The sequence below is a fragment of the Bacillus pumilus genome, from assembly GCF_024498355.1.
Classification (GTDB): Bacteria; Bacillota; Bacilli; order Bacillales; family Bacillaceae; genus Bacillus; species Bacillus pumilus_P.
The window spans coordinates 3,427,963-3,451,247 of record NZ_CP101833.1; the positions used below are offsets into that span (position 1 = coordinate 3,427,963).

Genomic DNA, 23,285 nt, shown 5'->3' on the forward strand with positions numbered 1-23,285 from the left:
TTAACCCCTCCCTTTCTTTTTTAATAAATAGAGGAAGAAAGGTGCACCGATGCAGGCTAGCAATATACCGACAGGCAATTCAACCGGGGTAAACCAGACCCGTGCCGCTGTATCTGCAAAAACCACAAGTACGCCCCCGCCCAGCATCGAAATCGGCAGCAGATACCGGTAGTCATCTCCAATTAAAAGACGGATAAAATGAGGAACGACAAGCCCGACAAACCCAATTAAACCGCTCACGCTTACAGCCGCACCAGCTAAAAGCGCCGCCAGCGCAATTAAGAAAAACCGGGTTCGCTCTACTCTCAGGCCCAATAGCTGAGCCGATTCATCGCCAAGCAGGAGAAGATTTGCCGGCTTGATTGCAAAAAAACAAAGACACAACCCAGCCAGCGCATATGGCGACACAAAGCTAAGATGATGCCAGCTCCGCCCGTTTAATCCACCTGATAAAAAAGGCAGAACAGCCTGCACCCGCTCACTATAAAGCACCATAAACCCGTTCATGACCGCACCAAGCAGGGCATTGACTGCCACTCCCGCCAAAATCAATTTCAGCGGTGAAACGCCTTGGTCAAATGACAGCACATACACAACGAGTGCCGCTAATAAAGCGCCAAGAAAGGCTGCGGCTGGAGTCAAATACGTAAATTGCGGGAAAACAATCATGCTGAGTACAGCAGCTAAGCCCCCGCCGGCTGTGACACCAATGATTCCGGGGTCAGCGAGCGGATTTCGGACGACCCCTTGTAAAATCGCCCCTGATGCTGCGAGACAGGCCCCAACGATGAAACCAATCAGAACACGCGGCAGCCGTAAATCCATCACGATTTTTTCATGGACAGGCTGCCCTGATTCCGTCAAAGCAGCGATCAGATCCGGCAGCGATAATTGAATAGAACCTAATGCAAGTCCTAGACATGCGCCCACACCTAAAGCGAGAAGCAGTCCCGGTATAAGCCACTTTCGTCTAGACTGTCTTTTTTGAAAATCTAACTCGGCATTCATTTTCATGATGACAATCGCTTCAATCTCTTCTCTAGTTCATCAATCGCTCTTATCACTTCTGCGCCTGGATTCGTACCAAATAGATCACTAGGCAAAATCTCGACGTGTCCATTTTTGACAGCTGACACATCGTGCCATGCCGCATTCTGTTTCATTTCGCTCATAAAGCCCGCTTTCACATCTTCTGGATTGCTGTGTGTCATCAGCAGAATGAGATCAGGATCGGCTTCGATGACCTTTTCTGCATTGATTTGAGCGTATTGAGGGAATTTTTCGAGCGCCGGTTCATTCTCAGCAATGTTCGCACCCCCAGCGATGTGCAGCAAATCCCCGCTTAAGGAATAAGGAAGTGCCGCCATATATGTGCCGGGAGCACCGTACACAACGAGTGTTTTCACTTTTTTCTTAGGCGGCTTGACCTGCTTTTTCCGCTGATCGATTTGTTCATTGAGTGCTTTTGCCTTTTGCTGCTTTTCAAGCAAATCACCAAATAACGAAATTTGACGCTGAATATCCTTCACTGAATTGGCGCTTGTCAAAAGAAGCTGTGAACCAATTCCTTCTATCGTAGAGATGTCCTTACTGTTTAATTGTTCATTCCCAAGCACAACATCAGGCTTTAAACTCGTGAGCAGCTCTACATCATATTGATGCGTTGTGCCAATCGTTTGTACGGACTTTGCCTTCTGTAACTTGTCTGGTAACTCGGTCGTTGGACGGCCGACAACCTCACCGCCTAAGGCATAAATAATGCTCATGTCTCCAGTCGATAACGAGACGATACGCTGAGGTGATTCATCAAACGACAACGTTCTGCCGGCAAAATCCTTTATCTTCAGCGCTCCTTGCGTGCTCCCTTTCTCTACCGGTGCTGCTTGACTGCATCCTCCGAGGAGAAGCATCAAAACGAGTCCCGCCACGATCACATGTGAAAATTTCAACCGTCTGTCTCTCCTTTTCTAGTAAACTTTCTTTAGCTTTGCCTGTACCACGAGACGCCCGCTTTTAGGTGCAAGCACATGATCACAGGTCGATAAGGTGAGGATCAGGTCATCCGTGGACACGTCTGTCTTCGTTTGATAGATCGACTTCTTACGCACGGCTTGCAAGTAGTGCGCATATTCGCCAATATCCTGAAAATCGGTTTGAATATAATCGAAGTCAACCGTCGTTTCATACACAGCAAAAATCTCCGCTTCGTAGCTTTGATACAGCATATCGTACTGAAATGTCCGGTGCTCATCGAAAAAATCCCTTTTTAGATAGTTTGTGAGTCCAGCGAACATTGATCCATCCCTCATCCGATGGCCATACACTACTGTATTTGGACTTTCATGTAAGACGTCGTTTCGATAATCCATAAAGATACTGCCTGCCCGGGTATCGTTCTTTAAATAATTGCGAGTTAAGTAGAATGCATTATCGCGTGATTGAACAATCGGGTATTGAATCATTGTGCCCTTCATATTGATCCAGCCGACAATGTCGTCATTCACCTTTCGCAGCTCATCAAATGACGTACGAATCTTTCCCGGTTCCCGCTTTTCATTCATTTCTTCTTGTCCATACATCGTCTGGGCCTTTGCAAGCACTTGACGATTTTGATAATAGCCGAAGAGTTCTAAGCCGATGGCCGTACCGCTATAAATGAATACACCTAAACAGACGATCGTCAGCATCCGCTGCCAAAGCCGTTTTCCTCGTTTCACACTGTCTCACCTGCTTTTTGCACAGCTTATATACCAACAGGCACGATGTACATCCCTGTTTCTGCATCCTGTCTAATCGTGACGGACACATGATAAATGTGCCGCACCATCTCTTCAGTTAACACATCGTTTGGCTGTCCTTCACTGATGATCTGTCCATCCTTCATTGCAATGATGACATCGCTGTAGCGAACAGCCTGATTCATATCGTGCAGCACCATGACAATCGTTAATCCATGCACAACATTGAGCTCTCGAATGAGCTCAAGAATGTCAAATTGATAGTAAATATCCAAATAAGTTGTCGGTTCATCTAGGAAAAGGATCGGTGTTTTTTGCGCAAGTGCCATTGCAATCCATACACGCTGCCGTTCCCCACCTGATAGTGAGGCGAGCGGCACTTTTCGTTTTTCCGTTAGCTTTGTACTGGACAGCGCCCACTCAATCGCTCTCTCATCCTCTTCCTTGTCATCCCCGCGCATCGTCTGGTACGGCGTTCTCCCAAATGCCACGACCCGTTCGATCGTTAAATCAAGCGGCGCTTCATTTTGCTGATGAACGACAGCGAGCTTTTTTGCCAGTTCCCTTGGCTTGAACGCACTCAGCTCTTGGCCATCTAAGTGAATCTGTCCTTTATTGGGACAATGATTATTCGCCATCAAGGAAAGCAGCGTGGATTTTCCCGAGCCATTTGGACCGATAATGGTTGTGATTTTCCCCTGTTCAATCTGTGTTGTGACCGATTGAACGATGCTCTTCTGCTGGTCATAGGAGAATGACACCTCACGAATGTCCATGGAGACGGTCCCCCCTTCTTAATAAAAAGATAAGAAACGGCCCGCCAATGACGGCCATGATCGTAGAAGCAGGGATTTCATTTGGTGCTACAAGCGTTCTGCCAAGCGTATCAGCTGTCAAAATGAGCAAAGCCCCACTTAACGCAGAAAATGGAATCAGTACCCGGTGATCCGAGCCGACAAGCCTTCTTGAAATGTGCGGAATGAGCAAGCCGACAAAGGCAATCACACCCGCTACCGCAGCTGTCACCGCTGCTAGTAAAACCGCAGTCATTGAAATCAAAAGGCGCATTCTGGTCACACGCAATCCTAAATTTTTCGCCGTCTTATCCTGAAGAGCCAAGAGGTTACACCATCTGCTAAAGAAAAGTGCAACGACAAGGCCAACGATGCCATAGACGCCAATTAAACGGACATCTCCCCACGTTTTCATCGTGAGATTCGACTGCCCTGACTGATTCATCGTGATATTGAAATAGCTGCAAATGGTAACAAATGCTTCTGCCATCCCTGTAAACATGGCATTGATGGCGATCCCAACCAAAATCATACGGATTGGGCTCAAACCACCCTTCCAAGACAGAACGTATACAAGAAAACATGCAATGCCCCCGCCTAATACCGAAAATAAAGGAGAGTAGAAATAAAATTGAGGAAGCGCTGTAATCGCCATTAAAGAAAAGAAGCTGGCTCCTGATGAAATACCAATGACGCCGGCATCAGCTAATGGATTCCTCATGACCGACTGCAATAGTACACCGGAGACAGATAAGGCTGCCCCTGTAAACATCGCGATGAGCATGCGGGGGATTCTCAAATCTTTAATGATTTCTACCTGTGCATGTTGACCGGTGATGAGCCCTTCCAATAATTCAATCGGAGTGACATGAATACTCCCAGTAATGGCAGAATAAATAAAAACGCCAACCAGTAAGAGACTGACTATCAGAAATAAAATCCCTGTTTTTTTCATCTTGAACGTCCTTTTATCATTAAGATTCGCCGCTTATGACGGATACAACATACGTGTCAATTCCTCTAATGCCTCTGCTGCCTTTAAATTGCCTGTTGTCCCGAATAAGCTTTCTTCTAGGTCGTACACCCGGTCTTGTTTTACCGCGTTAAAATGCTTCCAGATGTCATTTGTTTTGAATTCTTGATCAAACATGCGGACGACTTCATCTGGCATCCCATGTGCGGCCCGGAGAATGATATCTGGATTGGCTTTTTGTAAATACTCTGTATTGGATGCCAAATACTCCATTTTTTCACCTTTGACAATGTTCTCTCCTCCTGCGATACGCACAAGATCACCGATATATGAATTCTCTGTCGCCACCAAATAACTGCCTGGTACACCAAGCAGAATCAGAACGGACGGTTTGCGCTTTCCCTTCGTCCTCTCTTGTATGTCTTTCTTTTTTTGTTCAAAGTCAGACACAATGCGTTTGGCTTGTTTCTTTCTGTCATACTGATCACCAAGCTTCGTGATGGCCTTCTCCATGTTGTCCAGGCTTTCAAGATTTAAGTATGTGGCAGGGACACCTGCTTGTTGAAAGGGTGTCTCTAAATCATATTGAAGGGTCGTGACAGACAGGACATCTGTCGGTTGAAGTGATTGGATGATTTCCATGTCCGGGCTCATTGGATTGCCGACTTCTGGCAGTCCTTTGTAACGAGCTGGCAAGGATTTTTGACTTGTTGGCACCCCGACAAGATCCACCTCTAAAGCATCCATGATCTCCACAGCAGCTACAGTCGTTGCCACAATCCGCGCATTTGATTCCGCGCTTTTCTTGCCTTTCGCTGAGCTTTCAGCCGACTGTGAGCACCCCGACAAGATCACGCACACACTTAAAGCAGCGATCAGGGAACGTGACATTCGATGCTTCAAAAACAGAAGCCTCCTTTCGAAAAAAGAGAGTGGATGCGCCGAGAGAAATGGCGCATCTCACTTAAAATAAACCATCTATCTTGCCTTAGTTTGATACTTTCTCACGAGCACGAATAACGACCCGCCGAATAAAAGAATATACCCCCAGAGAAGAGAGGGATCTCCTGTTTTCGGATTCAGCTGGCCTGTCTCAGACTTGGTTTGGTCATCTGATGGCGTAAATGTCATCTGCTCTGCGCCCGTTTCCTCTGGTGCCAGATTCACAAGCTGATTCGTTTGAGAATCGTGATCATTTGGATTTTTGACAAAGCCGATACTCTCATCGTCTCCGATAACCGTGGCAATCCCGCTGCCTTCACCATGTGCGATTCCTTTCGTGTCATAGATAAGTTTGACATCGTACTTCTCATGGTAATTCGCAGCTGGAATGTCAATTTTCACACGTGCTTCCTGGTCACCGCTTAAACTTTTTGCTTCATATTGAATCACTCGTGTATCTGCTTTTTGATCTGTTTTTGCGACAAGAGTCTCTTCATATTTCCCGCCTGTCCCTACTTGGAAGGATGTGATGGCTGAGCTGTTCTTCACTGTATATGAAACGAAATGGCGGCCATTTTTCACCACCAATGTCGCAGGGCTCACGACGTAATCGTTCATACGAGAAGGCTCATCCTTGTCTGCTTTCTTCATTGAAAAAGGAAGCTTGTATACACCATCTTTTAGCTGAGCTGTCTCTTGACCAGCTCCACCGTTATTTGTTTCTGGTGCTGGTGTATTTGGTTTTGGTGTTTCTGGAGTGGCTGGTGTTTCTTCCTCTACCTGACCGTCCTTAAGTGGAGAGATACTCTTTGAATCAAATTGAAAACGAATATCGTAGGTTTGGTCATAATTAGCAGCTGCCACCACAATGTGTACTTTTCCTTTAACCGCTTTTTTCAAATCAGCCACATCAAATGAGACGACTCTTGTGTTCTTTGCTTGATCTGTGCCGACGGTCTTCACTTCTTGATAAGAGCCGTTTTTCTCTGTTTTCAAAGAAGCAACAGACGTATTGTCCTTCACCGTAAAGGAAATGGTTTGCTTTCCGTTTTTGACGGTTAAGGATGCAGGATGTGAGAAGTATTGGTTCATCCGAGATGCCTCGTCCTCATCCCCTTTTAGCACACTGTAATTGACACGATACACACCATCTTTTAATTGATTTTGCGCAGAATCATCTGGCTTTGTACCGTTTTGATCATCTGGTTTTGTTTCGTTATCGTCTGGCTTTGTGCCATTTTGATCATCTGGTTTTGTTTCGCTATCGTCTGGCTTTGTGCCATTTTGATCATCTGGTTTTGTTTCGTTATCGTCTGGCTTTGCAGGCGTGACGAGTGTTAGACTGCTTTGATCGAATGCGAGCTGTACGTCATACGCTTCGTCATAAATAAAACCGCCTAAATCCCAGTAAATTTTGACCCAGCCGTTTAATTTTGCTGATAAGTCGGCTACATCAAATTTGATCACACGTGTATTGGCTGTTTCATCCTCACTGACCGTTTCAGTGGTGACGAGAGCGCCATTTTGTTCGACCTTGAAATCTGTGATTTCTTTGCTTTGCTTCAGCGTGACATAGGCTGTCGTCTTGCCATTTTCCACGATCAGCTTAGCTGGCTTTTCTGTATAAGTATCCATCATGGACGCTTCTGTGCTGCCATTTTTTAAAATAGTGAATCCAACTGTGTATTCACCATCAACGAATGATGCCGCTTGAGCCGTTCCTTGAGGAATCTGAAACGCAGTCAACAAACTGAATAAAACGAGCAGAATGGCTGCCTTTAGATGAAAAAGACGTTTCAAAAGGTGACACTTCCTTCCGTTAATGCTTGATGATCCACTTTCTTGCTAAAAACCCGCCTGAACATAAGACAAGCACAAGGAGCCAACCCGTCTGGCTTGTATCACCAGTTTGCGGATTCTCTTCTTGTTTCGTATGAGTGGATGAATCAGATTTTTTGGTTGATTCCTTTGATGATTGCTGGCTTTCTGCTGCACCCGCTGTTTCGTTTGAGCTGTTAGAAGAAAGTGCCTTGATGCTGCTTTCATCGAATTTCAGCTGAATTGTATAATTATGATCATAGTCAGCAGATTTTACAGTGACATGAATTTTTGACTTGATTGGTTTAGACAAGCTCTGTGCTTGGAATTGAACGAGCCTTGTATTGGCTTTTTTATTCGTTGAAAGAACCGTTGTATCGACATAGCCGCCATTTCCCGGAACTTTAAATTCCGTCACCCAGCTGCTATTTTTAATGGTCATTTGCACTGTCAGCTTTCCATTTTTCACGATCACTTTAGCCGGCTTCAGCCAGTAATCATTTGCCATTGAGACCGCATTTCCTTCAGCCTTCAGCACAGTATAGTTGACGGAGTATGTACCATCATTTAAAGAGGCAGCTTGTGCATTTGAAAAAGGCAGTATGAGTGCCAATAAAAAAGCGGCCATGAAGGCTGGCAGTCTTATCCATTTTTTCATCAAGCGAATTTCCTCCCTTTTTATTGAACAGTTGCTGCATCAAACTTGAGGCGAATGTCATAATTGCCTGTATATCCGATGACCGGCACAGTCACACTCACTTTTGCTGGTACGACTTCTGTCAGACTGGACACATTGAATTCTACCGTTCTTTTATTGGCAGCTGTGTTCGTACTGATCACCTTCGTATCTTTGTAAACACCTTGATCCAGTGTTTTAAAGCTTGTGATCCAAGAGCTATTGGTTAACGTGACTTGCGCTTTGATTTTCCCATCCTTCACGACAAGCTTGGCTGGTTTTTCAAAATACGTATTCGCTGTTGAAGTCGAATCGCTATCTGCTTTCCATACCACATATTGCGCTGAATATTGACCATCTGCTAAGCCTGCTGCTGAGGCAGAGCTAACCGGAGCTAAAGCAAATAATAGAACAAAGCTAAAGAATAATAATACGTGTGACGTTGGACGAAGTGCTTTCATGTGAACCCTCCTAATTGATATTGATAATTATTCTCAATAGACAATAAAAAAAATAACCTTCATAAGTGTTGAGATCACACTTATAGATGATTATGATAATCATTATCAATTGTGTTGAAAAAATAAATCTTTGCTTCCAAAAAGTCAAAGATGTCTGCTTCCAAATGATGGATCGATATTTATTTTAGGCAATCTGTCCCATTCATAATACCATGGCATAACCTCCATTCCATTACAGGGAAAAGAACCCTCTTCTCCTTGATATTATATGATGGATGAATTTATTGTCAACATCATTTTTCATACTATTGTCTTAGATTTCTGGAAAATCACAAAAAAAAATTTCGATCAGGTGCACTGATCGAAATCGATTAGGAAGGGACATGTTCCCCTTTTTTGCTGTTTTTTCGCTCTAAAGACCATGCGTACATTTCACGAATAATCGGTTCGATTTTCTTCCCTTGCGCTGTTAATTTATATTCAATCCGCACCGGAATGTCGGGGTATACTTTTTTCTCAACGAGCCCTTCAGCTTCTAAATCCTTCAGCCTTTCTGATAATAATCTTCCGCTGATGTTCATTTCATTTTCAAGCTGACAAAAACGCTTGGGCCCTGTGAGAAGCTGATTGATGATGAGAATCACCCACTTCTTGCCTAGAATTTCCATGGCATCTGTAATTGGGCAGCCGTCCACTTGAGCCATACTTACTCCCTCCTGCCTTTCTCTCTTTTTTTCATTATAACACAATTAATTACTTGAAATAAGTCACTAACTATTATATAGTTTAGTTACTAAAAGTAACAAGGTATACATTTTTATAGATTTTCAAAACCATTTGAACATGCCGATGCATATATCATGAAGGAGCTGACCAGCTTGAAGACAATTGAGCAGCTAAGATTGGGTGTAACAGAATTACATGTGTCCAACTTTGAGCGTTCTTTACCTTTTTATACAGACATTTTAGGGTTTACTATATTAGAACAGACGGATTCCGCCGTCACTCTTGGCAGCAATGCAAAGGAACCGATCCTTTTGTTAAAAGAAGATGCACAGCTGAAGGAGAAACCTAATCATGAGCCAGGACTTTATCATTTTGCTGTTTTATTACCTACCAGAAAAAACCTGGGCACATGGCTGGCACATGTGATCAAAAAAGGCTATCCTTTAATTGGAGCAAGCGATCACTTTTTCAGTGAAGCCATTTATTTAAGTGATCCTGACGGCATTGGCGTAGAAATTTATGCTGATCGCCCTGAGGACGTTTGGGTAGGTGAGCATGGAGAACTGAAAGGTGGCGGAAATGCACCGCTTGATGGAGATGGTCTCCTGCAAGAAGCCGCTGATTCCACCTGGGAAGGACTCCCTGCTGATACAGTCATGGGACACTTGCATTTCCATCTTAACCCAGAAGAAGCTGATTCCTTTTATGTGAACACGCTCGGTTTTCATATCCGAATGGCTCCCCAAGCAAGTTTATTTATCGCTGCTGGTGTGTACCATCATCACCTTGCCTTTAATGCATGGGGACGCGGGAGAAAAGGAGCCATTGATCCACGTTTTTCAGGAATTAGAAGCTATACACTGGTTTTCCCTGAAGAAGCGGACAGACAATCCGTCGTCGAACGTCTGACAAAAGCAGGCGTTGCTGTCAAAACGACAGGAAAAAGTAACGAATTTGTTGATCCATTTGGCGTTCTCGTTCGTTTACAGATTGAAGAAACAGATAAAAAAGAAGGTGCAGAATATGGACAAACACACAGATCTTAAAACAGCCATTTTAAAAGATAAAATCAAACGAGTACAGCAAGAAGACGGATATATATATATCACTGGACCCATTAAACTGCCAGTGAATTTAGACGGCAGAACCGTGATGTTCAACTGGTATTCATGGTTAAAAGACGATGGGTTAGAGCCATTGTCAGATGAAGCTTTAATTGAAAGCCTCTCATCCCGTGAGCTTGCCGATCATCAGCAATCAAGCGTTCTTGTGTATGGGGATTTCGAGCACGCTGATGAAGCCTTTATCCGCATGCATTCCATTTGCCACACTGGCGATATTTTCGGAAGCAAGCGCTGCGACTGCGGTTTCCAATTGAAGCAGTCCATGCGAATGATTGAGGACAATGGAGCAGGTGCCCTGTTTTATTTAGCCAACCATGAAGGGCGCGGCATTGGCCTTTTCAGTAAAGCCATGGCTTACATCCTTCAAGAGAACGGCTATGATACAGTGGAAGCAAATGAAGCGCTTGGTTTCGAAGATGATACGCGTCAATATGAAGAAGCCATTGCCGTTCTTCAAACACTTCGTACAAAGCCAGTAAGACTCATTACCAATAATCCGAAAAAGACAGATGCCATCAGTCATGCAGGTCTTTCTCTTTCTGGACGCATTCCGCTTTGGGGTGACGTCTCTGAATTCAACGAAAAATACTTGCAGACAAAAATTAACCGCTCAGGCCACATGAAGGCGGATCAAGAGGTGCATACGATTGCCACATCATGAGCGATATATGAATCTAGCCCTAGAAAATGCACGTGCCATGAAAGGACAGACATCACCGAATCCGCTCGTCGGGGCTGTGATTGTCCGCGATAATGAAATTGTTGGAGTCGGTGCTCACATGAAGGCCGGCGAACCACATGCTGAAATTCATGCACTCAAAATGGCGGGAGACAAGGCAAAAGGAGCCACGATTTATGTGACCCTAGAGCCTTGTTCCCACCATGGCCGCACAGGCCCTTGCGCTGAAGCACTTGTCAGAGCCGGTGTCGAAACCGTTGTCGTAGCAGCACTTGATCCGAACCCGCTTGTCGCTGGCCGTGGGATTGCCATTTTACAAGACGCAGGTATCCAAGTCATCACGGGCGTACTTGAACAGGAATCCATTCTCATGAATGAAGTGTTTAACCACTTTATTACGAAAAAAACGCCTTTCGTGACGCTCAAAGCGGGCATCACCCTAGATGGAAAAATTGCTTCTGTTACGTCTGACAGCAAGTGGATTACGTCAGAAATTTCCCGTTATGACGCTCACCACATCCGCAGTATCAATGATGCGATTTTGGTTGGTGCTCAAACCGTCATTCATGACGATCCTTCATTAACCGCGCGGATTCCAAATGGTCATCATCCAATTCGAATTGTCCTAGATTCTAAGCTTTCGACACCACTGACGGCAAAGATCGTCACTGATCAGCTGGCACCTACATGGATTTTTACAACAAAGCAAGCAGATGAGGAAAAACGAGCGGCTTTAGAAGCAGCTGGCGTCAGCGTCTTTATGACAGACGGCGACACGCGAGTGCCTTTACAAGAAGTACTTCAAGTGCTTGGAGAAAGAAATGTCTCCTCCCTCATGATTGAGGGCGGCGGCCAAGTCAACGCCTCATTTTTAGAGCAGCAGCTTGTAGATAAATTGGTCATCTACATGGCACCTAAGCTCATTGGCGGACGACTCTCTCCTTCCTTTTTCGGAGGCGAAGGCATACGCCTCATGAGTGACGCAATTGAACTGGATCAACTCGCCATTGAACAGCTGGGGAAAGATATCAAAATAACTGGCTATCCCGTTTATCAATAAACAAAAAAGCTTGTAGATTTGGTCTACAAGCTTTTTGCAAATGATTTATTTTTGAGGTGAATAGGTTGTCAATGAAAGGAATCAATCATTTATTATTTTCTGTTTCAGATTTAGAGGCATCTATTGATTTTTACACACAAGTTTTTGACGCAACATTATTAGTAAAAGGGAAAAATACAGCTTACTTTGATTTGAACGGGCTATGGCTTGCCCTCAATGTTGAAAAAGATATCCCTCGTCAAGACATACATCACTCTTACACACACATCGCCTTTTCAATTGATGAAGAGGATGTTGATCACATGTATCACAAACTAAAAGATTTGAATGTCAACATCTTACCAGGCCGTCCGAGAGACGAAAGAGATCAGAGATCGATTTACTTCACGGACCCTGACGGACATAAATTTGAGTATCATACAGGAACCTTGAAAGATCGAATAGATTATTACAAACAAGAGAAAACACATATGGAGTTTTTTGATAAATCGTGAAAGAAATACAGAGAAGAAACAATAAGATGCTATTCGTCATTTGGTAGAAAAGCTGGTAAAATATACATAGAAACGTGAAGCAAGCGATAGTCCTCCCCCCTTCCATACTAAAGGTGTTTTTATGCCGAGAAAGGAGGGGTCAGTTTGAGAACAAAACTTGTGCGTTCACGCGTTGAGAGACGCAAGAACAAAAAGAAAGAAGCTTGTACCTGCAAGTACAAGCTTTGGTTTCTTATCTTAAATTCAATCCGAACTCTAGTCCAGTTCATCGTATGGATTATAGATAAGAGACCGTTCTGAATTAACCCTTAAGATTATCATGAAAAATAAAGTGGCACCTTCATTACCCCTAGTCAAGGTAATGCTGGTTCTATCTCGTTTCTGTTTTTTGGAGGGCTACTTTATTTTTTTCATATTATTTCAGTGTATTCCTCAAATTAAAAATTTATACATAGAAAAAGCACACGGTAGTCAGCCGAGTGCCCAAATTAAATTTCTTTTCAGTTATATGGTGAACGTTCAAGAAATTCACCTTGAAGCTCTCGTGCTTCAGTTTGAAAACTAGTTCAACTTAGTCCGAGTTGAACAAAAAACTTGTGCAACTACATGTTACCATAAGTAACAATTTGTTACCATAGATAAGCATATTTTTTTAACCTTAATGTGTCATTTTAAATGATTGATACTGAATATATTTTAAACATTCTGTGTAAATCTCTAAGGACTGTGCAGAATTTTAATTTTTTTGTTAGTTGCAGTAATTTCAAATTAGAGTGAGGTAAATTTATTTTTCCTTCCTGCACAATGTTTAAAATAAATGATACAGCTTTTTTGTTGTTCAATTTATCAAATAAACTGAACAACAATCTATATAACATAAAAGTGTGACTTGTACTTTTCTTCTATACCCTCCTACTTTCTATTGGCAACTGTAAGACCTTATTTAGTTAAATAAAAAAAGAATCAGTATATTAAAAAGCTGATTCCTTATATTGCATTAATCTATCCAAATCCCAAAACAAGTTTTATTCAATCCGTGAAACTTGTCGTAAAATGTTTCACATGAAACATCTGTGATCTGACCTCTACGAATTCCCCTCTACCAGCCTGCCAAAGCTTTCGGGTGAAAGTCCCGGTGAAATGCGAAGGCGGTGTAAGGACATCATGCCTTGTTCTTTTTTCGCATGTCCTGGTTCAGTGGTGACAGCCATCTGATATCCAGCTTCCTTCGCCAGCTTCAGCGTGTCTTCGTTATAGCGCCCAACCGGATAGCTGACCATTCTCGTACGCTGAGAAAATCGCTGATCAAAGAATGCCTTTGACCCTTTTAATTCCTCTTCCTGCTGCTTCTTTGATAAACGATTGAGCTCTAAATGGTGAATCGTATGACTCTCAATGGATAGTCCATGTGCCATCATTTCATCCATTTGATCATCTGTTAAGTGATGCGGACGGCCAATGGATTGCTCAATCATAAAAATCGTTGCTTTCATCCCATATTGCTTTAAAATCGGAAATGCCTTTGTGTAGTTGTCCGTATATCCATCGTCAAATGTAATCAGGACACACTTTTCACTTGGCTTCGTATTTGTTGTGAAGACGCGATATGCCTCTTCCGGTGACAGCGTGACATAGTCGTTGTCCCTCAGCCATTTCATATGAGCCGCAAACTCGCTCTTTGGCACACGTAATGAGTTGCCGCTGGAGATGCTGTGATACATCAAGATCGGAAGCTCAACCGGCTCCTTTTGCTCAATCCAGTTTTGTGTATCTATCACAGTCGCTTCTTTCTGATGAATCTGTTTTGTTTCTTTTGCTAATTGACCCTTTTCCTCTTTGACTACTTGCTGGTTTCCTTCCGCTTGCTCCTTCTTTCCCATACAGCCCGAAATGAGCAGCACCAGAAGACCAACCGCAATCAACATACATGTTTTTTTCATTCACCAATCCTGCTTTCTCTCTATCTACCGAATGATTATAACAGAAATTGGGTTAATAGCTGACATCTATTTTGACAGGGTGTTCATTTTTTTACACATTTCGATCATCTCAATGGCGAGCAGATGAATGGTCTCTGTTGTGAGCATTTGATCTTCTGCATGTACCAGCAGTAAAGAAAAGGGAAGCTGTTCACCTGCCGCCTCTTTTTGAATGAGCGACAAGTGCAGGTGATGGATGCTTCGAAACGCTTCCTCCCCTTTTTCGATCAACTGCTGCGCTTTTTCAAAATCATCTGCTCTTGCGAGACGAATCGCTTCTACATAATGGCTTCTCGCCTCACCTGCATGGGCAATGATTTGAAAGGCTGCTCCCTGCATTTCCTCTAATCACATCATCAGCCTCTCCTCCGATTGCTCAAGATTCATTTGCTAGTTTGTCCGCTCTATCGCAGCCACTATATGGAGCGCCAAATACCCAATCATCTTCATGGAACTCCACGCTCTCTTTTTCCTTAAGCCATCTGCGCACCATATCCTGAATCAATTGTTACGTTTCTTCAGGTAACAGCGCAGGGTTCGGATGCTTCTGCTGAAACACATGCTCTGCCATACAATATCTTAATTTCATTTCATCCACTGTCAGCCGCAGTCCATATTTAGGGCGATGAGATACAGAAAGTCCATGTAATGAAAACAAGTGCCTGACTGCTTTCAGATCATTTTTCACTGTGGATTCACTCACAAATAATTCCTCTGCCAATCCATCTAATTTGATATAGTCGTCTGACAGAAGCAGTCTTTTCAGTAAATAAGCCACGCGGTCCTCAGGCTGAATCGGAATCACCTGTTCCTTTTTCTCATTTCTTTCTCTCATCGACTTTTTCAAAAATGTACGAAATGCCCCATAATCCTCGACGTTCAATATATACCCTGCCCCGCGTTTCATCTGAAGTACTGCTCCATGTTCTTCTAATATTAATTTAAGCGCTTTCATATCTGTTCAGATTGTTCTTGATGTGACCCCAATCACGCGGGCCATTTCTTCACTTGTCAGTTCCTGTTCCGTTTGCATCAATCGTTTCAGGAGCTCCTCCTGACGTAGAGATAGCATGGATTCCCCACCCCAGGCAATTACTTTTGCCTATTATCATATAGGAAACAAGAGGAGGGATGCATCATGGGTTCTTTTATGTTTGTTGTTATGATCATATTGGCTTCTTTACATTCTCACACCAAAGGATAAACGTACATCTTCTAAGCATTCTGCACATCACAGTTCAACGACAAGTAACTATACTGATTCCTATACTCATCATGCTTCAGATGCCTCCTGCGGGAGTGGTTCAGGCGGAAGCAGCGGAGGGTGTGATGAAACAAGAAAACAGCCGCTCATAGGGCGGCTGTTTCGTTTATTGTATTAAAGAGCTTTCCAGCCCCGTTCAATCAAATGTTTAACATCCTTTGCAAAATCCTCGCCCTTTTCCATCACGTCCTGGGCTCTTCCTGCAAAATTACTGGCGACAGCCAGCTCCATTTTTTTCAATTCAAAGTGCAGGATTTTTTGGTCAATCTCAGACATATATTTTTCATACTCATTATTCACGATGTCGTGCATCACACTGTAGGCTTCTTTCCGATGGCGATGAAAGTCTATTCCTCTCTCACCTTTCCATGACGAATCTAGAGCAGGCTTTTTGATTTCCTTTAAGTCTGACTGCACAAGATCTTGTTCTGTTCGAATATTGCTTTTGGCTGTCTTTAACCGAGAGATCATTTCGTCAAATTCTGCACGTTTGTTTTCAATTCCCATATGCAGATGGTGCAGCATCTCGGATAAACTCATGTCATCCACCTCTATCGGACCTCATACGAAAGCACTGCGTCAGAGCCTTTGGAACCGAGCAGCTCACCTGCTTTTTCCAATCCTGACATTTCTATCGTTCGCTTTCATTAAGTATAGTATAAGGTGAAAAGCCTTATGCTTAAATAGGGAAAAGGTGTCCTTTTAACGTAGTGATTGGAAGGAAAACGGAATAATCATAGGACATAAATCTCGAATTATATATGAGTCTTTATAACTACATTTCACACCATATCAATGTAAGCAATAAATAAAACGATTGTGCTGATTTATTTTGCAGCAATCGCTTCATCCTGTTCTTTTAACGTCTTCACATTAGAGCGCGTATCTTGAACATTTTTAATCAAGGCTTCTTTAAAGCTTGAGACCATTTCGCCCACCTCTGCTTCACGTGCCGTCCACTTGGTCACAAATTCAAGGCTGTTTTCACCCGCTTTATCTGCTGCTTTTTTCATTGTTAAAGCTTCGACTGCTTGGGAGACTTCATCTAATTTATCCATGACTGTTTGGTAGTTTAACTTAATTTGTCCCATTGTGATATCCTCCAGATTTGTTCAGCATGACAGCAGCTTTACAAGCTGCCCCATGCTTTTGAGATCAAGCGTTTTGCGTCCTCTACTGCGTCTTCTCCTTTTTCAGCAAGACGTGCGGCGTCTCCAGCTAAGGAACTGGCAAAGGATAAGGCAGCTTGTTCAGCTTCTAATGTATTGATTTTGAATTCAATGCGGCTCACGTAGCGTGGGTATTTGTCGTTCACGATCGTTTGCAGCGCATCATGTGCTTCATTCCGCTCTGATTTGAAATCCTGGCTTCTCTCACCTTTCCAAGAGGTCCCAAGCTTTGGCTGCTTGATTTGCTTTAGGTCTGTTTCTGCCGCATCTTGTTCACGTTCAATCTTGCTTTTCGCCTTTTTGAGTCGAGCGATCTTCTCTTCGATCTCTGCTTTTTTATTTGAAATGCCTCCGTTAAGGGCAGTCAGCATATCCGATAAGCTCATAGGGGTTCCTCCTCCTGTCAAAATATAAAAACGCTGCTTAGATTCCCTCTAAACAAGCGTAATGGTGAATAGCATTTTTTCCAATATTGTTATTATAAGGCTCAAAGACTCATGTTTGAATAGGGATTTGTGCCCTTTTTATGGTATAAATATGCTTTCACTCTCCTTCATACTACACCTAAAGACCTCTTCTGTAGGGGGTCTAAAATCACGATCACCTACTTTGTATCACATATAGTCTCTCGGTCCTAGGACAAACAAAAGCCGCCCAGTGAGGAGCGGCTTTTGCAAACGGCTTATGATGCCGATTCTTCTTTTTCTTGCTGATCTTTGACGTACCAAATGAATTTCCCAGTATATCCGTAAATAATCGCAAGACCAATGGCGACAAAGCTCAACCACATAAATGGTAAATAAGAGAATGTCGATACGCCTAGAATTCCCGCCATGTAAATCCCGTTATCTGACCATGGAACCATACCAGACGTAAGCGTACCACCGACCTCAGAGTTTCTGGATAAAACACGTCTGTCTAATTTTAATTTATCATAGCTCTTTTCCATAATTTTTGGCGTAAGGATGATTGATACATACATAGCACAGCCAAAAATATTCGCAAAGAAAGCAACAACTAGTGTGGATAGAGTGACGTTTCCTGCATTATGCAATTTCTTCTCAAACGTAGAGACGATGACTTTTAATACTCCTAAATATTCAAGTACACCACCGAAACCAAGACCGAGGATAATCACCACTAAAGATCCTAGCATATTGACAATACCGCCACGGTTTAACAGGGTATTTAAGAAATCTACATCTGAGTTAATGGAAAAGCCATTATAAGCCGTAGCAATCGCATCTGCCGGATTCATTCCTTGAAAAGCCATGGCCCAAATCGAGCCTAGTAGAGCACCAATGGCGATAACAGGCATTGAAGGTTTCTTAAATACGAGCAATAACACAACAACTACAGCCGGAATAACCATCCAGATATTAATTGTAAATGTATCATGAAGTGCATTTTTCAAAAACTCTACTTTATCTTGATCAATGTTTCGACCGCCATACATAAACCCTGTAATCGTAAACATAATCGCTGTAATCACAAAGGCTGGTATGGATAAGACCATCATAGCTCTTACATGCGCCAGCACGTCTACTTTAGAAAGAGAAGCGGCGAGTACGGTGCTATCTGATAATGGCGATAATTTATCACCAAAGTAGGCTCCAGATAAAACGGCACCTGCAACAATTGGAAGCGGAATTCCAAGACCTTCACCAATCGCAATCATGGCAATACCTGCCGTTCCAACCGTCCCCCAAGAGGTTCCTGTTGCAATGGACATAATGGCACAAATAACAAGTGTAGCTAATAAGAAAATGTTAGGATGAATAAATTCTAGGCCATAATAGATTAATGTAGGTACAACACCACCAGCAATCCATGTTCCAACAAGTGCACCAACAGCAATTAAGATCAAGATAGCATCTAAACCATTTGATATCCCTTTTGTAATCGCATTTTGAAGATCCTTATATGAATGTCCCAATCGAATCCCTAAAGCGATCACCATAAACCATGAGATAAACAGTGCTAGTTGAATATCTAATTTGAAGTAAAGAGTAAATGATAAAACAATTGCTAAAAACAAGCCAAGTACAGACACGACCTCTGTCAAAGACGGCAGACGTGGTGATTTCATTTTGTTTCCTCCCTTTGTGCGTGTGTTAAGCGTTTTCAAAATATTGTGAAAAAAGTGTGCCAATTCGAAAGAAAGTGAATTGCCTGTTTTTCTCTTTGTCACAGGCAATTCGTCATATTGATAAAATAAATTTTTTGATATTATTGTCGCTCTAGCAGCTCTTGACCCGCAATACCAGGCTTTGTCATCTCGTAAGGATTTAAGATAATATCAAGTTCTTCTTCCGTTAAAACATCATACTGCAAGCAAAGATCTCTGATCGATTGTCCCTTCAAAATAGCTTCTCTTGCAATTCTAGCGGCTGCTTCGTAGCCTAAGTGAGGGTTCACGGCAGTGATCACGCCTGCACTTTTTTCTACATATTCTTTCAAACGTTTTTCATTTGCTTCAATGTCCGCTAAACAATGATCTGTGAATGAACGGAATCCGTTATTCATTATACTAATAGATTGAAGCAAATTAAAGACCAGAACAGGCTCCATCACATTTAACTCAAGCTGACCCGCTTCAGAAGCAAGACAGATGGTGTGGTCGTTCCCAATGACCTGGAATGCGATTTGGTTAATGAGCTCTGCCATGACTGGATTGACTTTCCCAGGCATAATGGATGATCCAGGCTGACGGGCTGGCAATGCAATTTCAGCAAGACCTGCACGCGGACCAGATGCCATTAAACGAAGATCATTGGCAATCTTAGACATGTTCATCATACATACTTTTAATGCGGCGGACACTTCTGTGTAAGCATCTGTATTTTGCGTCGCATCCACAAGATGCTCTGCGCCTACAAGCGGAAGACCAGAAATATCTGCTAGCTTCTTCACCACGATCTCAATATAGCGTGGATCTGCGTTTAAGCCTGTCCCAACAGCTGTCGCACCCATGTTTACTTCATATAAATGCTGCTTCGATTGGTTAATCCGTTTAATATCACGGCTTAGAACGCGGCTGTATGCTTCAAATTCCTGTCCCAAACGGATCGGAACAGCATCCTGCAGGTGCGTACGACCCATTTTGATCACATGATCGAATTCTTTCGCTTTCTTTTGAAATACGTCCTGCATCACCTGCATCGTCTCAAGCAGAATGTCTAACTGCTTGAGCACAGCAATATGGATAGCGGTTGGGAATGAATCATTCGTCGATTGCGACATGTTCACATGTGTGTTTGGACTTAAATGAATGTATTCACCCTTTTGATGTCCCATGATCTCTAGGGCTCTGTTACCAATGACCTCATTGGCATTCATATTCATCGAAGTTCCTGCGCCGCCTTGAATTGGGTCTACAATGAAGTACTCATGCAGCTTACCTTCAATGACTTCATCAGACGCTTGAACGATGGCATTGCCAATTCCTTCATATAAACGTCCAACTTCCATATTGGCTTGAGCTGCTGCTTTTTTGACGATGGCAAAGGCTCTGATAAGTTCCTCATGCATGCGATACCCTGTAATCGGGAAATTTTCTTTTGCACGAAGGGTTTGAACACCATAATACACGTCTGCCGGAATTTCTTTTTCACCAAGAAAATCCTTCTCGTAGCGATAAGTTGCTTGAACCATCTGATATGACCTGCTTTCTATAGAATAGTTAAATTACTAAATCTTCTGCGATTGGCGTTTCCATAATCTTTTTCACTTCTCTTGGATCTGTTGTTTTGCCTAATGCCCACATGAGTTTCGGCACGATGGCTTCTGTGTTCATGTTTCGTGAACGTGCCACCAGTTCTTGATTGATCTTGCGTCCTACTTCATACACACTCATGTCTTCTCCTTCTTCGAGACACTGAGTTGTGATGACAACAGAAATGCCTTCTTCCAGCAATTCGTTGATCTTTTCTAAAAGGTTTCTTCCTTCGAAAGGAATTCCGCCGCTGCCGTAGCTTTCGATGACGACCCCTTTGTACACACCTTTAATCGCCTCTAAAAACTCAGGCTTAAGTCCTGGGTGCAATTTTAATAGACAAACATCCGTGTTCAAGGATGCATCTAATTTAAGCGGTTTCATTGACGTTCTTTTTACTTTGCTATTGTATTCAATTTGATGGTTTTCAATCGATGCAATATATGGGTAGTTAATACTTTCAAATGCATCGTAGCTTTTCGTTCTTAGTTTGATTGCGCGTGTTCCTTGAATCACTCTTCCATCAAACACGACGTATACGCCGCCTACACCGTCACATGCAAAACGAATCGCATCTGTGATGTTTTTCTTCGCATCTGTTTTCTTAAACGTAATCGGAATTTGTGAACCTGTAATAACAATCGGCTTATCAGGATTTTGCAGCATATAAGATAGAGCTGCTGATGTATAGGCCATTGTATCGGTTCCATGAGTGACGACAAAGCCGTCGTATTGATCATAATTCTCATAAATGGCTGTTGCGATATCCACCCAGTATTCAGGCTGCATATTTGTACTATCTATACTCATCAGGGACTTTGTGTCCATTGTGTACTCTGCATTAATTTCGTTTAAATAGCTTAAAAGGTCCTCAGCTTTAACACCTGGAGCCAAACCATTTTCACTCTCTACAGATGCAATCGTCCCACCAGTGGTTAAAAGCAATAATTTCTTCAACAGGTCCACCTCTTTCAGTAAAATTACTTCGTTTGTCACACATATTATAAGCCAGCTTGTGCTATTCTATAATATACGCTTTACGCGTACCTTCATTGTCATTATAGTCACATACTGCGAATTAATCAAGAAATTATTACGCATAACGCGTACACTCCATGTCAAAATATGATATACTGTTGATGTATATAAAGGAGCGTTCATGTATGATACTCGATCGTTTAACCACCCTTAGAAAAAAGAAAAAATGGTCTCTCCAGCATACGGCAGATCGCCTAGGTATCGCCAAAAGCACCTATGCCGGTTACGAATCTGGGTACCGACGACCTTCGCTTGAAGCAGTGAAGCTGCTGGCTGATTTGTATGATACGTCCATTGATTTTTTACTTGGTAGAACGGACGAGCCAGAGATAAAGCGCAAAATCTCTGATATCAAAATTGAACTGACGGAAGCAAAAGAAGGAACCATCCTCGTAGATGGCGTTCCACTAACCGATGAAGAAATCAAACAGCTTGTTGCCTTTATTCGGGCGAAAAACACTCTGAAAGTATAAACAAAGAAAAGAGAGGTCCCTATCATACGGGCGCCTCTCTTTTCTTTTTGATAACAGCTGCTTATGAATAAGGTGAAGACAGCTGGCTTAATTCCTCTAACCGCCGCTTCGCTTCTTCTTTATTAAACGAACTATAATAGCGATAATTCTCATCATCTAAGATACGGTAATGCTGACTCAGCACATTTTGCTGGAGACGAAACGTGCCTTTTTTTATCGAGGTCCGCCACCAAACCTTTCCGCCAATTGTACGTTCAACAGATAGATGCAATTCATCATGTGCCACGACTTCCAAAATCTCAAGCGGGTCATCCCCAAGTGTCCCTTTTAAAATGTCACTATCCCTGAATAATGCACAAACGGCCGCAGTTTGTGTCCAGTTGAGGCGCAGTCTGTTTTTTTCGACCTGCTGCAAATGCCGTTTCGATAAACCAAGTACCTCAGCCATGCGGTCCTGCGTATAATTCTTTTCTTTTCGAATCCGTGCCATTTGTTCTGTGACGAGGTCGATTACCATCTCTTTGTCCATCTCTCATCACCTCTTGAGCGTTCAGTCTTTACTGACATCATACACGATTTTTTCGAAAAAGTGGCGTCCTATCCTTTGAAATCATGGCGTAAACGACCTAGTCGATCTGCTCTTCGACCTGACCATGCTGCTGTTTCCAGTTCTCTTGGGCAGCCCGATTTAAATATGGATAGATGTCTTGTTTGACGGTTTGCTCGAATACTTCTTCATCTAAAATACTGTACGCCGGAATCTTGATCAACTTCCCATCTATTTTCCGAATGAGCACATCCATGAAGAGAAATCCCCTTATACTGTAACGGTGCCGGCGCATGTCGATTGATTGAATGTCTTGAAAAGGGATCGTTTGCTCTCGATGCAGCACAGCGCCATTCTCTCCGCGCTGAATTCGAAAAATCACATTTCCCCTCTTCGTAAAAGCCGGCAGAATCATTAAAAAGGAGATCCAGCCATACACAATGCCTAATAGTCCGCCTAAAAATAAAAATAATATATAATTCGATTCAAATGTAAGAGCTTCTGAAAATAGCCAAATACCGATGATACCAAAGCCGCCCGTTGCTAAGAATGCCCATACTCTTAGAAAGGGTCTGCTCCTCACTTCTATTACTTCACTTGGATTCAAGCGTCATT

The 23,285-nt window shown here is 42.9% G+C and carries 27 protein-coding genes; 5 read left to right on the forward strand and 22 right to left on the reverse strand.

All coding sequences use genetic code 11. The features are described from left to right. The 10 genes from NPA43_RS17525 to NPA43_RS17570 form a co-directional block, all read right to left on the reverse strand. Nucleotides 1–1,014, reverse strand: a complete 1,014-nt coding sequence (locus tag NPA43_RS17525; protein WP_249705638.1) for a FecCD family ABC transporter permease — start codon at nt 1,012–1,014, stop codon at nt 1–3. Next, nucleotides 1,011–1,949, reverse strand: coding sequence for an ABC transporter substrate-binding protein (locus NPA43_RS17530; protein WP_256499138.1), 939 nt, complete (start codon nt 1,947–1,949; stop codon nt 1,011–1,013). The genes NPA43_RS17525 and NPA43_RS17530 overlap by 4 nt, the downstream gene beginning before the upstream one ends. Nucleotides 1,950–1,967: 18 nt before the next feature. Beyond that, nucleotides 1,968–2,717 (reverse strand): class B sortase, encoded by a 750-nt coding sequence (gene srtB, locus NPA43_RS17535; protein WP_256499139.1) that lies wholly within the window; start codon nt 2,715–2,717, stop codon nt 1,968–1,970. A gap of 26 nt (nt 2,718–2,743) precedes the next feature. Beyond that, complete coding sequence (locus tag NPA43_RS17540) at nt 2,744–3,514, reverse strand: ABC transporter ATP-binding protein (protein ID WP_256499140.1); 771 nt, start codon at nt 3,512–3,514, stop codon at nt 2,744–2,746. Further along, a complete protein-coding gene (locus tag NPA43_RS17545; protein WP_099727175.1) occupies nt 3,501–4,487 on the reverse strand; it encodes a FecCD family ABC transporter permease in 987 nt (328 codons plus the stop codon). Before NPA43_RS17545 ends, NPA43_RS17540 begins: the two co-directional genes overlap by 14 nt. A 33-nt stretch (nt 4,488–4,520) precedes the next feature. Next, nucleotides 4,521–5,408 carry a heme ABC transporter substrate-binding protein IsdE gene (isdE, locus tag NPA43_RS17550; protein WP_099727176.1) on the reverse strand — a complete coding sequence of 296 codons (888 nt, stop codon included), beginning with the start codon at nt 5,406–5,408 and terminating at the stop codon, nt 4,521–4,523. A 75-nt stretch (nt 5,409–5,483) separates the two neighbouring features. Continuing rightward, nucleotides 5,484–7,247, reverse strand: a complete 1,764-nt coding sequence (locus NPA43_RS17555; RefSeq protein WP_256499141.1) for an NEAT domain-containing protein — start codon at nt 7,245–7,247, stop codon at nt 5,484–5,486. Between the two features lie 19 nt (nt 7,248–7,266). After that, nucleotides 7,267–7,923, reverse strand: a complete 657-nt coding sequence (isdC, locus tag NPA43_RS17560) for a heme uptake protein IsdC (protein ID WP_230031605.1) — start codon at nt 7,921–7,923, stop codon at nt 7,267–7,269. Between the two features lie 20 nt (nt 7,924–7,943). Continuing rightward, a complete protein-coding gene (locus NPA43_RS17565) occupies nt 7,944–8,402 on the reverse strand; it encodes an NEAT domain-containing protein (RefSeq protein ID WP_099727178.1) in 459 nt (152 codons plus the stop codon). Nucleotides 8,403–8,773: 371 nt separating this feature from the next. Then, nucleotides 8,774–9,106, reverse strand: a complete 333-nt coding sequence (locus NPA43_RS17570) for a winged helix-turn-helix transcriptional regulator (RefSeq protein WP_230031607.1) — start codon at nt 9,104–9,106, stop codon at nt 8,774–8,776. A gap of 174 nt (nt 9,107–9,280) precedes the next feature. Here NPA43_RS17570 and NPA43_RS17575 point away from each other — a divergent pair, with 174 nt between their 5' ends. From NPA43_RS17575 to fosM, 4 genes are all read left to right on the forward strand, one after another. After that, nucleotides 9,281–10,174 carry a VOC family protein gene (locus NPA43_RS17575; protein ID WP_099727180.1) on the forward strand — a complete coding sequence of 298 codons (894 nt, stop codon included), beginning with the start codon at nt 9,281–9,283 and terminating at the stop codon, nt 10,172–10,174. Beyond that, nucleotides 10,152–10,913 carry a GTP cyclohydrolase II gene (locus tag NPA43_RS17580; protein WP_099727181.1) on the forward strand — a complete coding sequence of 254 codons (762 nt, stop codon included), beginning with the start codon at nt 10,152–10,154 and terminating at the stop codon, nt 10,911–10,913. The genes NPA43_RS17575 and NPA43_RS17580 overlap by 23 nt, the downstream gene beginning before the upstream one ends. Continuing rightward, on the forward strand, nt 10,900–11,991 hold the full coding sequence (ribD, locus tag NPA43_RS17585; protein WP_256499142.1) for a bifunctional diaminohydroxyphosphoribosylaminopyrimidine deaminase/5-amino-6-(5-phosphoribosylamino)uracil reductase RibD: 1,092 nt from the start codon (nt 10,900–10,902) through the stop codon (nt 11,989–11,991). Before NPA43_RS17580 ends, ribD begins: the two co-directional genes overlap by 14 nt. Nucleotides 11,992–12,062: 71 nt before the next feature. After that, a complete protein-coding gene (fosM, locus tag NPA43_RS17590; protein ID WP_370461145.1) occupies nt 12,063–12,485 on the forward strand; it encodes a FosM family fosfomycin resistance protein in 423 nt (140 codons plus the stop codon). Between the two features lie 1,085 nt (nt 12,486–13,570). Here the strand turns inward: fosM and NPA43_RS17595 are convergent. The 10 genes from NPA43_RS17595 to NPA43_RS17640 all read right to left on the reverse strand — a co-directional run bounded on the left by NPA43_RS17595 (nt 13,571) and on the right by NPA43_RS17640 (nt 21,569). Further along, nucleotides 13,571–14,425, reverse strand: a complete 855-nt coding sequence (locus NPA43_RS17595; protein WP_099727184.1) for a polysaccharide deacetylase family protein — start codon at nt 14,423–14,425, stop codon at nt 13,571–13,573. A gap of 66 nt (nt 14,426–14,491) precedes the next feature. Further along, nucleotides 14,492–14,803, reverse strand: a complete 312-nt coding sequence (locus tag NPA43_RS17600) for a PTS sugar transporter subunit IIA (RefSeq protein WP_099727185.1) — start codon at nt 14,801–14,803, stop codon at nt 14,492–14,494. A gap of 169 nt (nt 14,804–14,972) precedes the next feature. Further along, nucleotides 14,973–15,371 (reverse strand): helix-turn-helix domain-containing protein, encoded by a 399-nt coding sequence (locus NPA43_RS17605; RefSeq protein WP_256499143.1) that lies wholly within the window; start codon nt 15,369–15,371, stop codon nt 14,973–14,975. Between the two features lie 54 nt (nt 15,372–15,425). Next, on the reverse strand, nt 15,426–15,536 hold the full coding sequence (locus NPA43_RS19360; RefSeq protein ID WP_256499144.1) for an HTH domain-containing protein: 111 nt from the start codon (nt 15,534–15,536) through the stop codon (nt 15,426–15,428). Between the two features lie 306 nt (nt 15,537–15,842). Then, on the reverse strand, nt 15,843–16,268 hold the full coding sequence (locus NPA43_RS17615; RefSeq protein WP_099727186.1) for a YwqH-like family protein: 426 nt from the start codon (nt 16,266–16,268) through the stop codon (nt 15,843–15,845). A gap of 287 nt (nt 16,269–16,555) precedes the next feature. Further along, the gene (locus tag NPA43_RS17620) at nt 16,556–16,819 is read right to left on the reverse strand and encodes a YwqI/YxiC family protein (protein WP_008355536.1); all 264 of its coding nucleotides are present in this window, start codon (nt 16,817–16,819) and stop codon (nt 16,556–16,558) included. A gap of 38 nt (nt 16,820–16,857) precedes the next feature. After that, nucleotides 16,858–17,283, reverse strand: coding sequence for a YwqH-like family protein (locus NPA43_RS17625; RefSeq protein WP_230031617.1), 426 nt, complete (start codon nt 17,281–17,283; stop codon nt 16,858–16,860). A 296-nt stretch (nt 17,284–17,579) separates the two neighbouring features. Continuing rightward, complete coding sequence (gene nhaC, locus NPA43_RS17630; protein ID WP_099727188.1) at nt 17,580–18,986, reverse strand: Na+/H+ antiporter NhaC; 1,407 nt, start codon at nt 18,984–18,986, stop codon at nt 17,580–17,582. A gap of 140 nt (nt 18,987–19,126) precedes the next feature. Beyond that, entirely contained in the window at nt 19,127–20,551 is a 1,425-nt protein-coding gene (gene aspA, locus NPA43_RS17635) for an aspartate ammonia-lyase (protein ID WP_099727189.1), read from the reverse strand. Between the two features lie 28 nt (nt 20,552–20,579). Then, nucleotides 20,580–21,569 (reverse strand): asparaginase, encoded by a 990-nt coding sequence (locus tag NPA43_RS17640; protein ID WP_099727190.1) that lies wholly within the window; start codon nt 21,567–21,569, stop codon nt 20,580–20,582. 206 nt (nt 21,570–21,775) lie between these two features. Between NPA43_RS17640 and NPA43_RS17645 the strand changes: the two genes are divergently transcribed. Next, entirely contained in the window at nt 21,776–22,123 is a 348-nt protein-coding gene (locus tag NPA43_RS17645; protein WP_099727191.1) for a helix-turn-helix domain-containing protein, read from the forward strand. A gap of 61 nt (nt 22,124–22,184) precedes the next feature. On the opposite strand, the gene NPA43_RS17650 is transcribed toward NPA43_RS17645, so the two are convergent. Next, nucleotides 22,185–22,652 (reverse strand): helix-turn-helix domain-containing protein, encoded by a 468-nt coding sequence (locus NPA43_RS17650; protein WP_012011745.1) that lies wholly within the window; start codon nt 22,650–22,652, stop codon nt 22,185–22,187. 97 nt (nt 22,653–22,749) lie between these two features. Next, entirely contained in the window at nt 22,750–23,277 is a 528-nt protein-coding gene (locus NPA43_RS17655; RefSeq protein WP_099727192.1) for a YfjD family protein, read from the reverse strand. Nucleotides 23,278–23,285: the final 8 nt, after the last annotated feature.

Excerpts from the sequence above, each read along its gene's own strand:
- NPA43_RS17525 (WP_249705638.1), bottom strand. The coding sequence starts at position 1,014 with ATGAAAATGAATGCCGAGTTAGATTTTCAAAAAAGACAGTCTAGACGA.
- NPA43_RS17540 (WP_256499140.1), bottom strand. The coding sequence starts at position 3,514 with ATGGACATTCGTGAGGTGTCATTCTCCTATGACCAGCAGAAGAGCATC.
- NPA43_RS17545 (WP_099727175.1), bottom strand. The coding sequence starts at position 4,487 with ATGAAAAAAACAGGGATTTTATTTCTGATAGTCAGTCTCTTACTGGTT.
- isdC (WP_230031605.1), bottom strand. The coding sequence starts at position 7,923 with ATGAAAAAATGGATAAGACTGCCAGCCTTCATGGCCGCTTTTTTATTG.
- NPA43_RS17565 (WP_099727178.1), bottom strand. The coding sequence starts at position 8,402 with ATGAAAGCACTTCGTCCAACGTCACACGTATTATTATTCTTTAGCTTT.
- NPA43_RS17570 (WP_230031607.1), bottom strand. The coding sequence starts at position 9,106 with ATGGCTCAAGTGGACGGCTGCCCAATTACAGATGCCATGGAAATTCTA.
- NPA43_RS17580 (WP_099727181.1), top strand. The coding sequence starts at position 10,152 with ATGGACAAACACACAGATCTTAAAACAGCCATTTTAAAAGATAAAATC.
- fosM (WP_370461145.1), top strand. The coding sequence starts at position 12,063 with ATGAAAGGAATCAATCATTTATTATTTTCTGTTTCAGATTTAGAGGCA.
- NPA43_RS17595 (WP_099727184.1), bottom strand. The coding sequence starts at position 14,425 with ATGAAAAAAACATGTATGTTGATTGCGGTTGGTCTTCTGGTGCTGCTC.
- NPA43_RS17600 (WP_099727185.1), bottom strand. The coding sequence starts at position 14,803 with ATGCAGGGAGCAGCCTTTCAAATCATTGCCCATGCAGGTGAGGCGAGA.
- NPA43_RS17605 (WP_256499143.1), bottom strand. The coding sequence starts at position 15,371 with ATGAAACGCGGGGCAGGGTATATATTGAACGTCGAGGATTATGGGGCA.
- NPA43_RS19360 (WP_256499144.1), bottom strand. The coding sequence starts at position 15,536 with ATGCTATCTCTACGTCAGGAGGAGCTCCTGAAACGATTGATGCAAACG.
- NPA43_RS17615 (WP_099727186.1), bottom strand. The coding sequence starts at position 16,268 with ATGAGTTTATCCGAGATGCTGCACCATCTGCATATGGGAATTGAAAAC.
- NPA43_RS17620 (WP_008355536.1), bottom strand. The coding sequence starts at position 16,819 with ATGGGACAAATTAAGTTAAACTACCAAACAGTCATGGATAAATTAGAT.
- NPA43_RS17625 (WP_230031617.1), bottom strand. The coding sequence starts at position 17,283 with ATGAGCTTATCGGATATGCTGACTGCCCTTAACGGAGGCATTTCAAAT.
- nhaC (WP_099727188.1), bottom strand. The coding sequence starts at position 18,986 with ATGAAATCACCACGTCTGCCGTCTTTGACAGAGGTCGTGTCTGTACTT.
- aspA (WP_099727189.1), bottom strand. The coding sequence starts at position 20,551 with ATGGTTCAAGCAACTTATCGCTACGAGAAGGATTTTCTTGGTGAAAAA.
- NPA43_RS17645 (WP_099727191.1), top strand. The coding sequence starts at position 21,776 with ATGATACTCGATCGTTTAACCACCCTTAGAAAAAAGAAAAAATGGTCT.
- NPA43_RS17650 (WP_012011745.1), bottom strand. The coding sequence starts at position 22,652 with ATGGACAAAGAGATGGTAATCGACCTCGTCACAGAACAAATGGCACGG.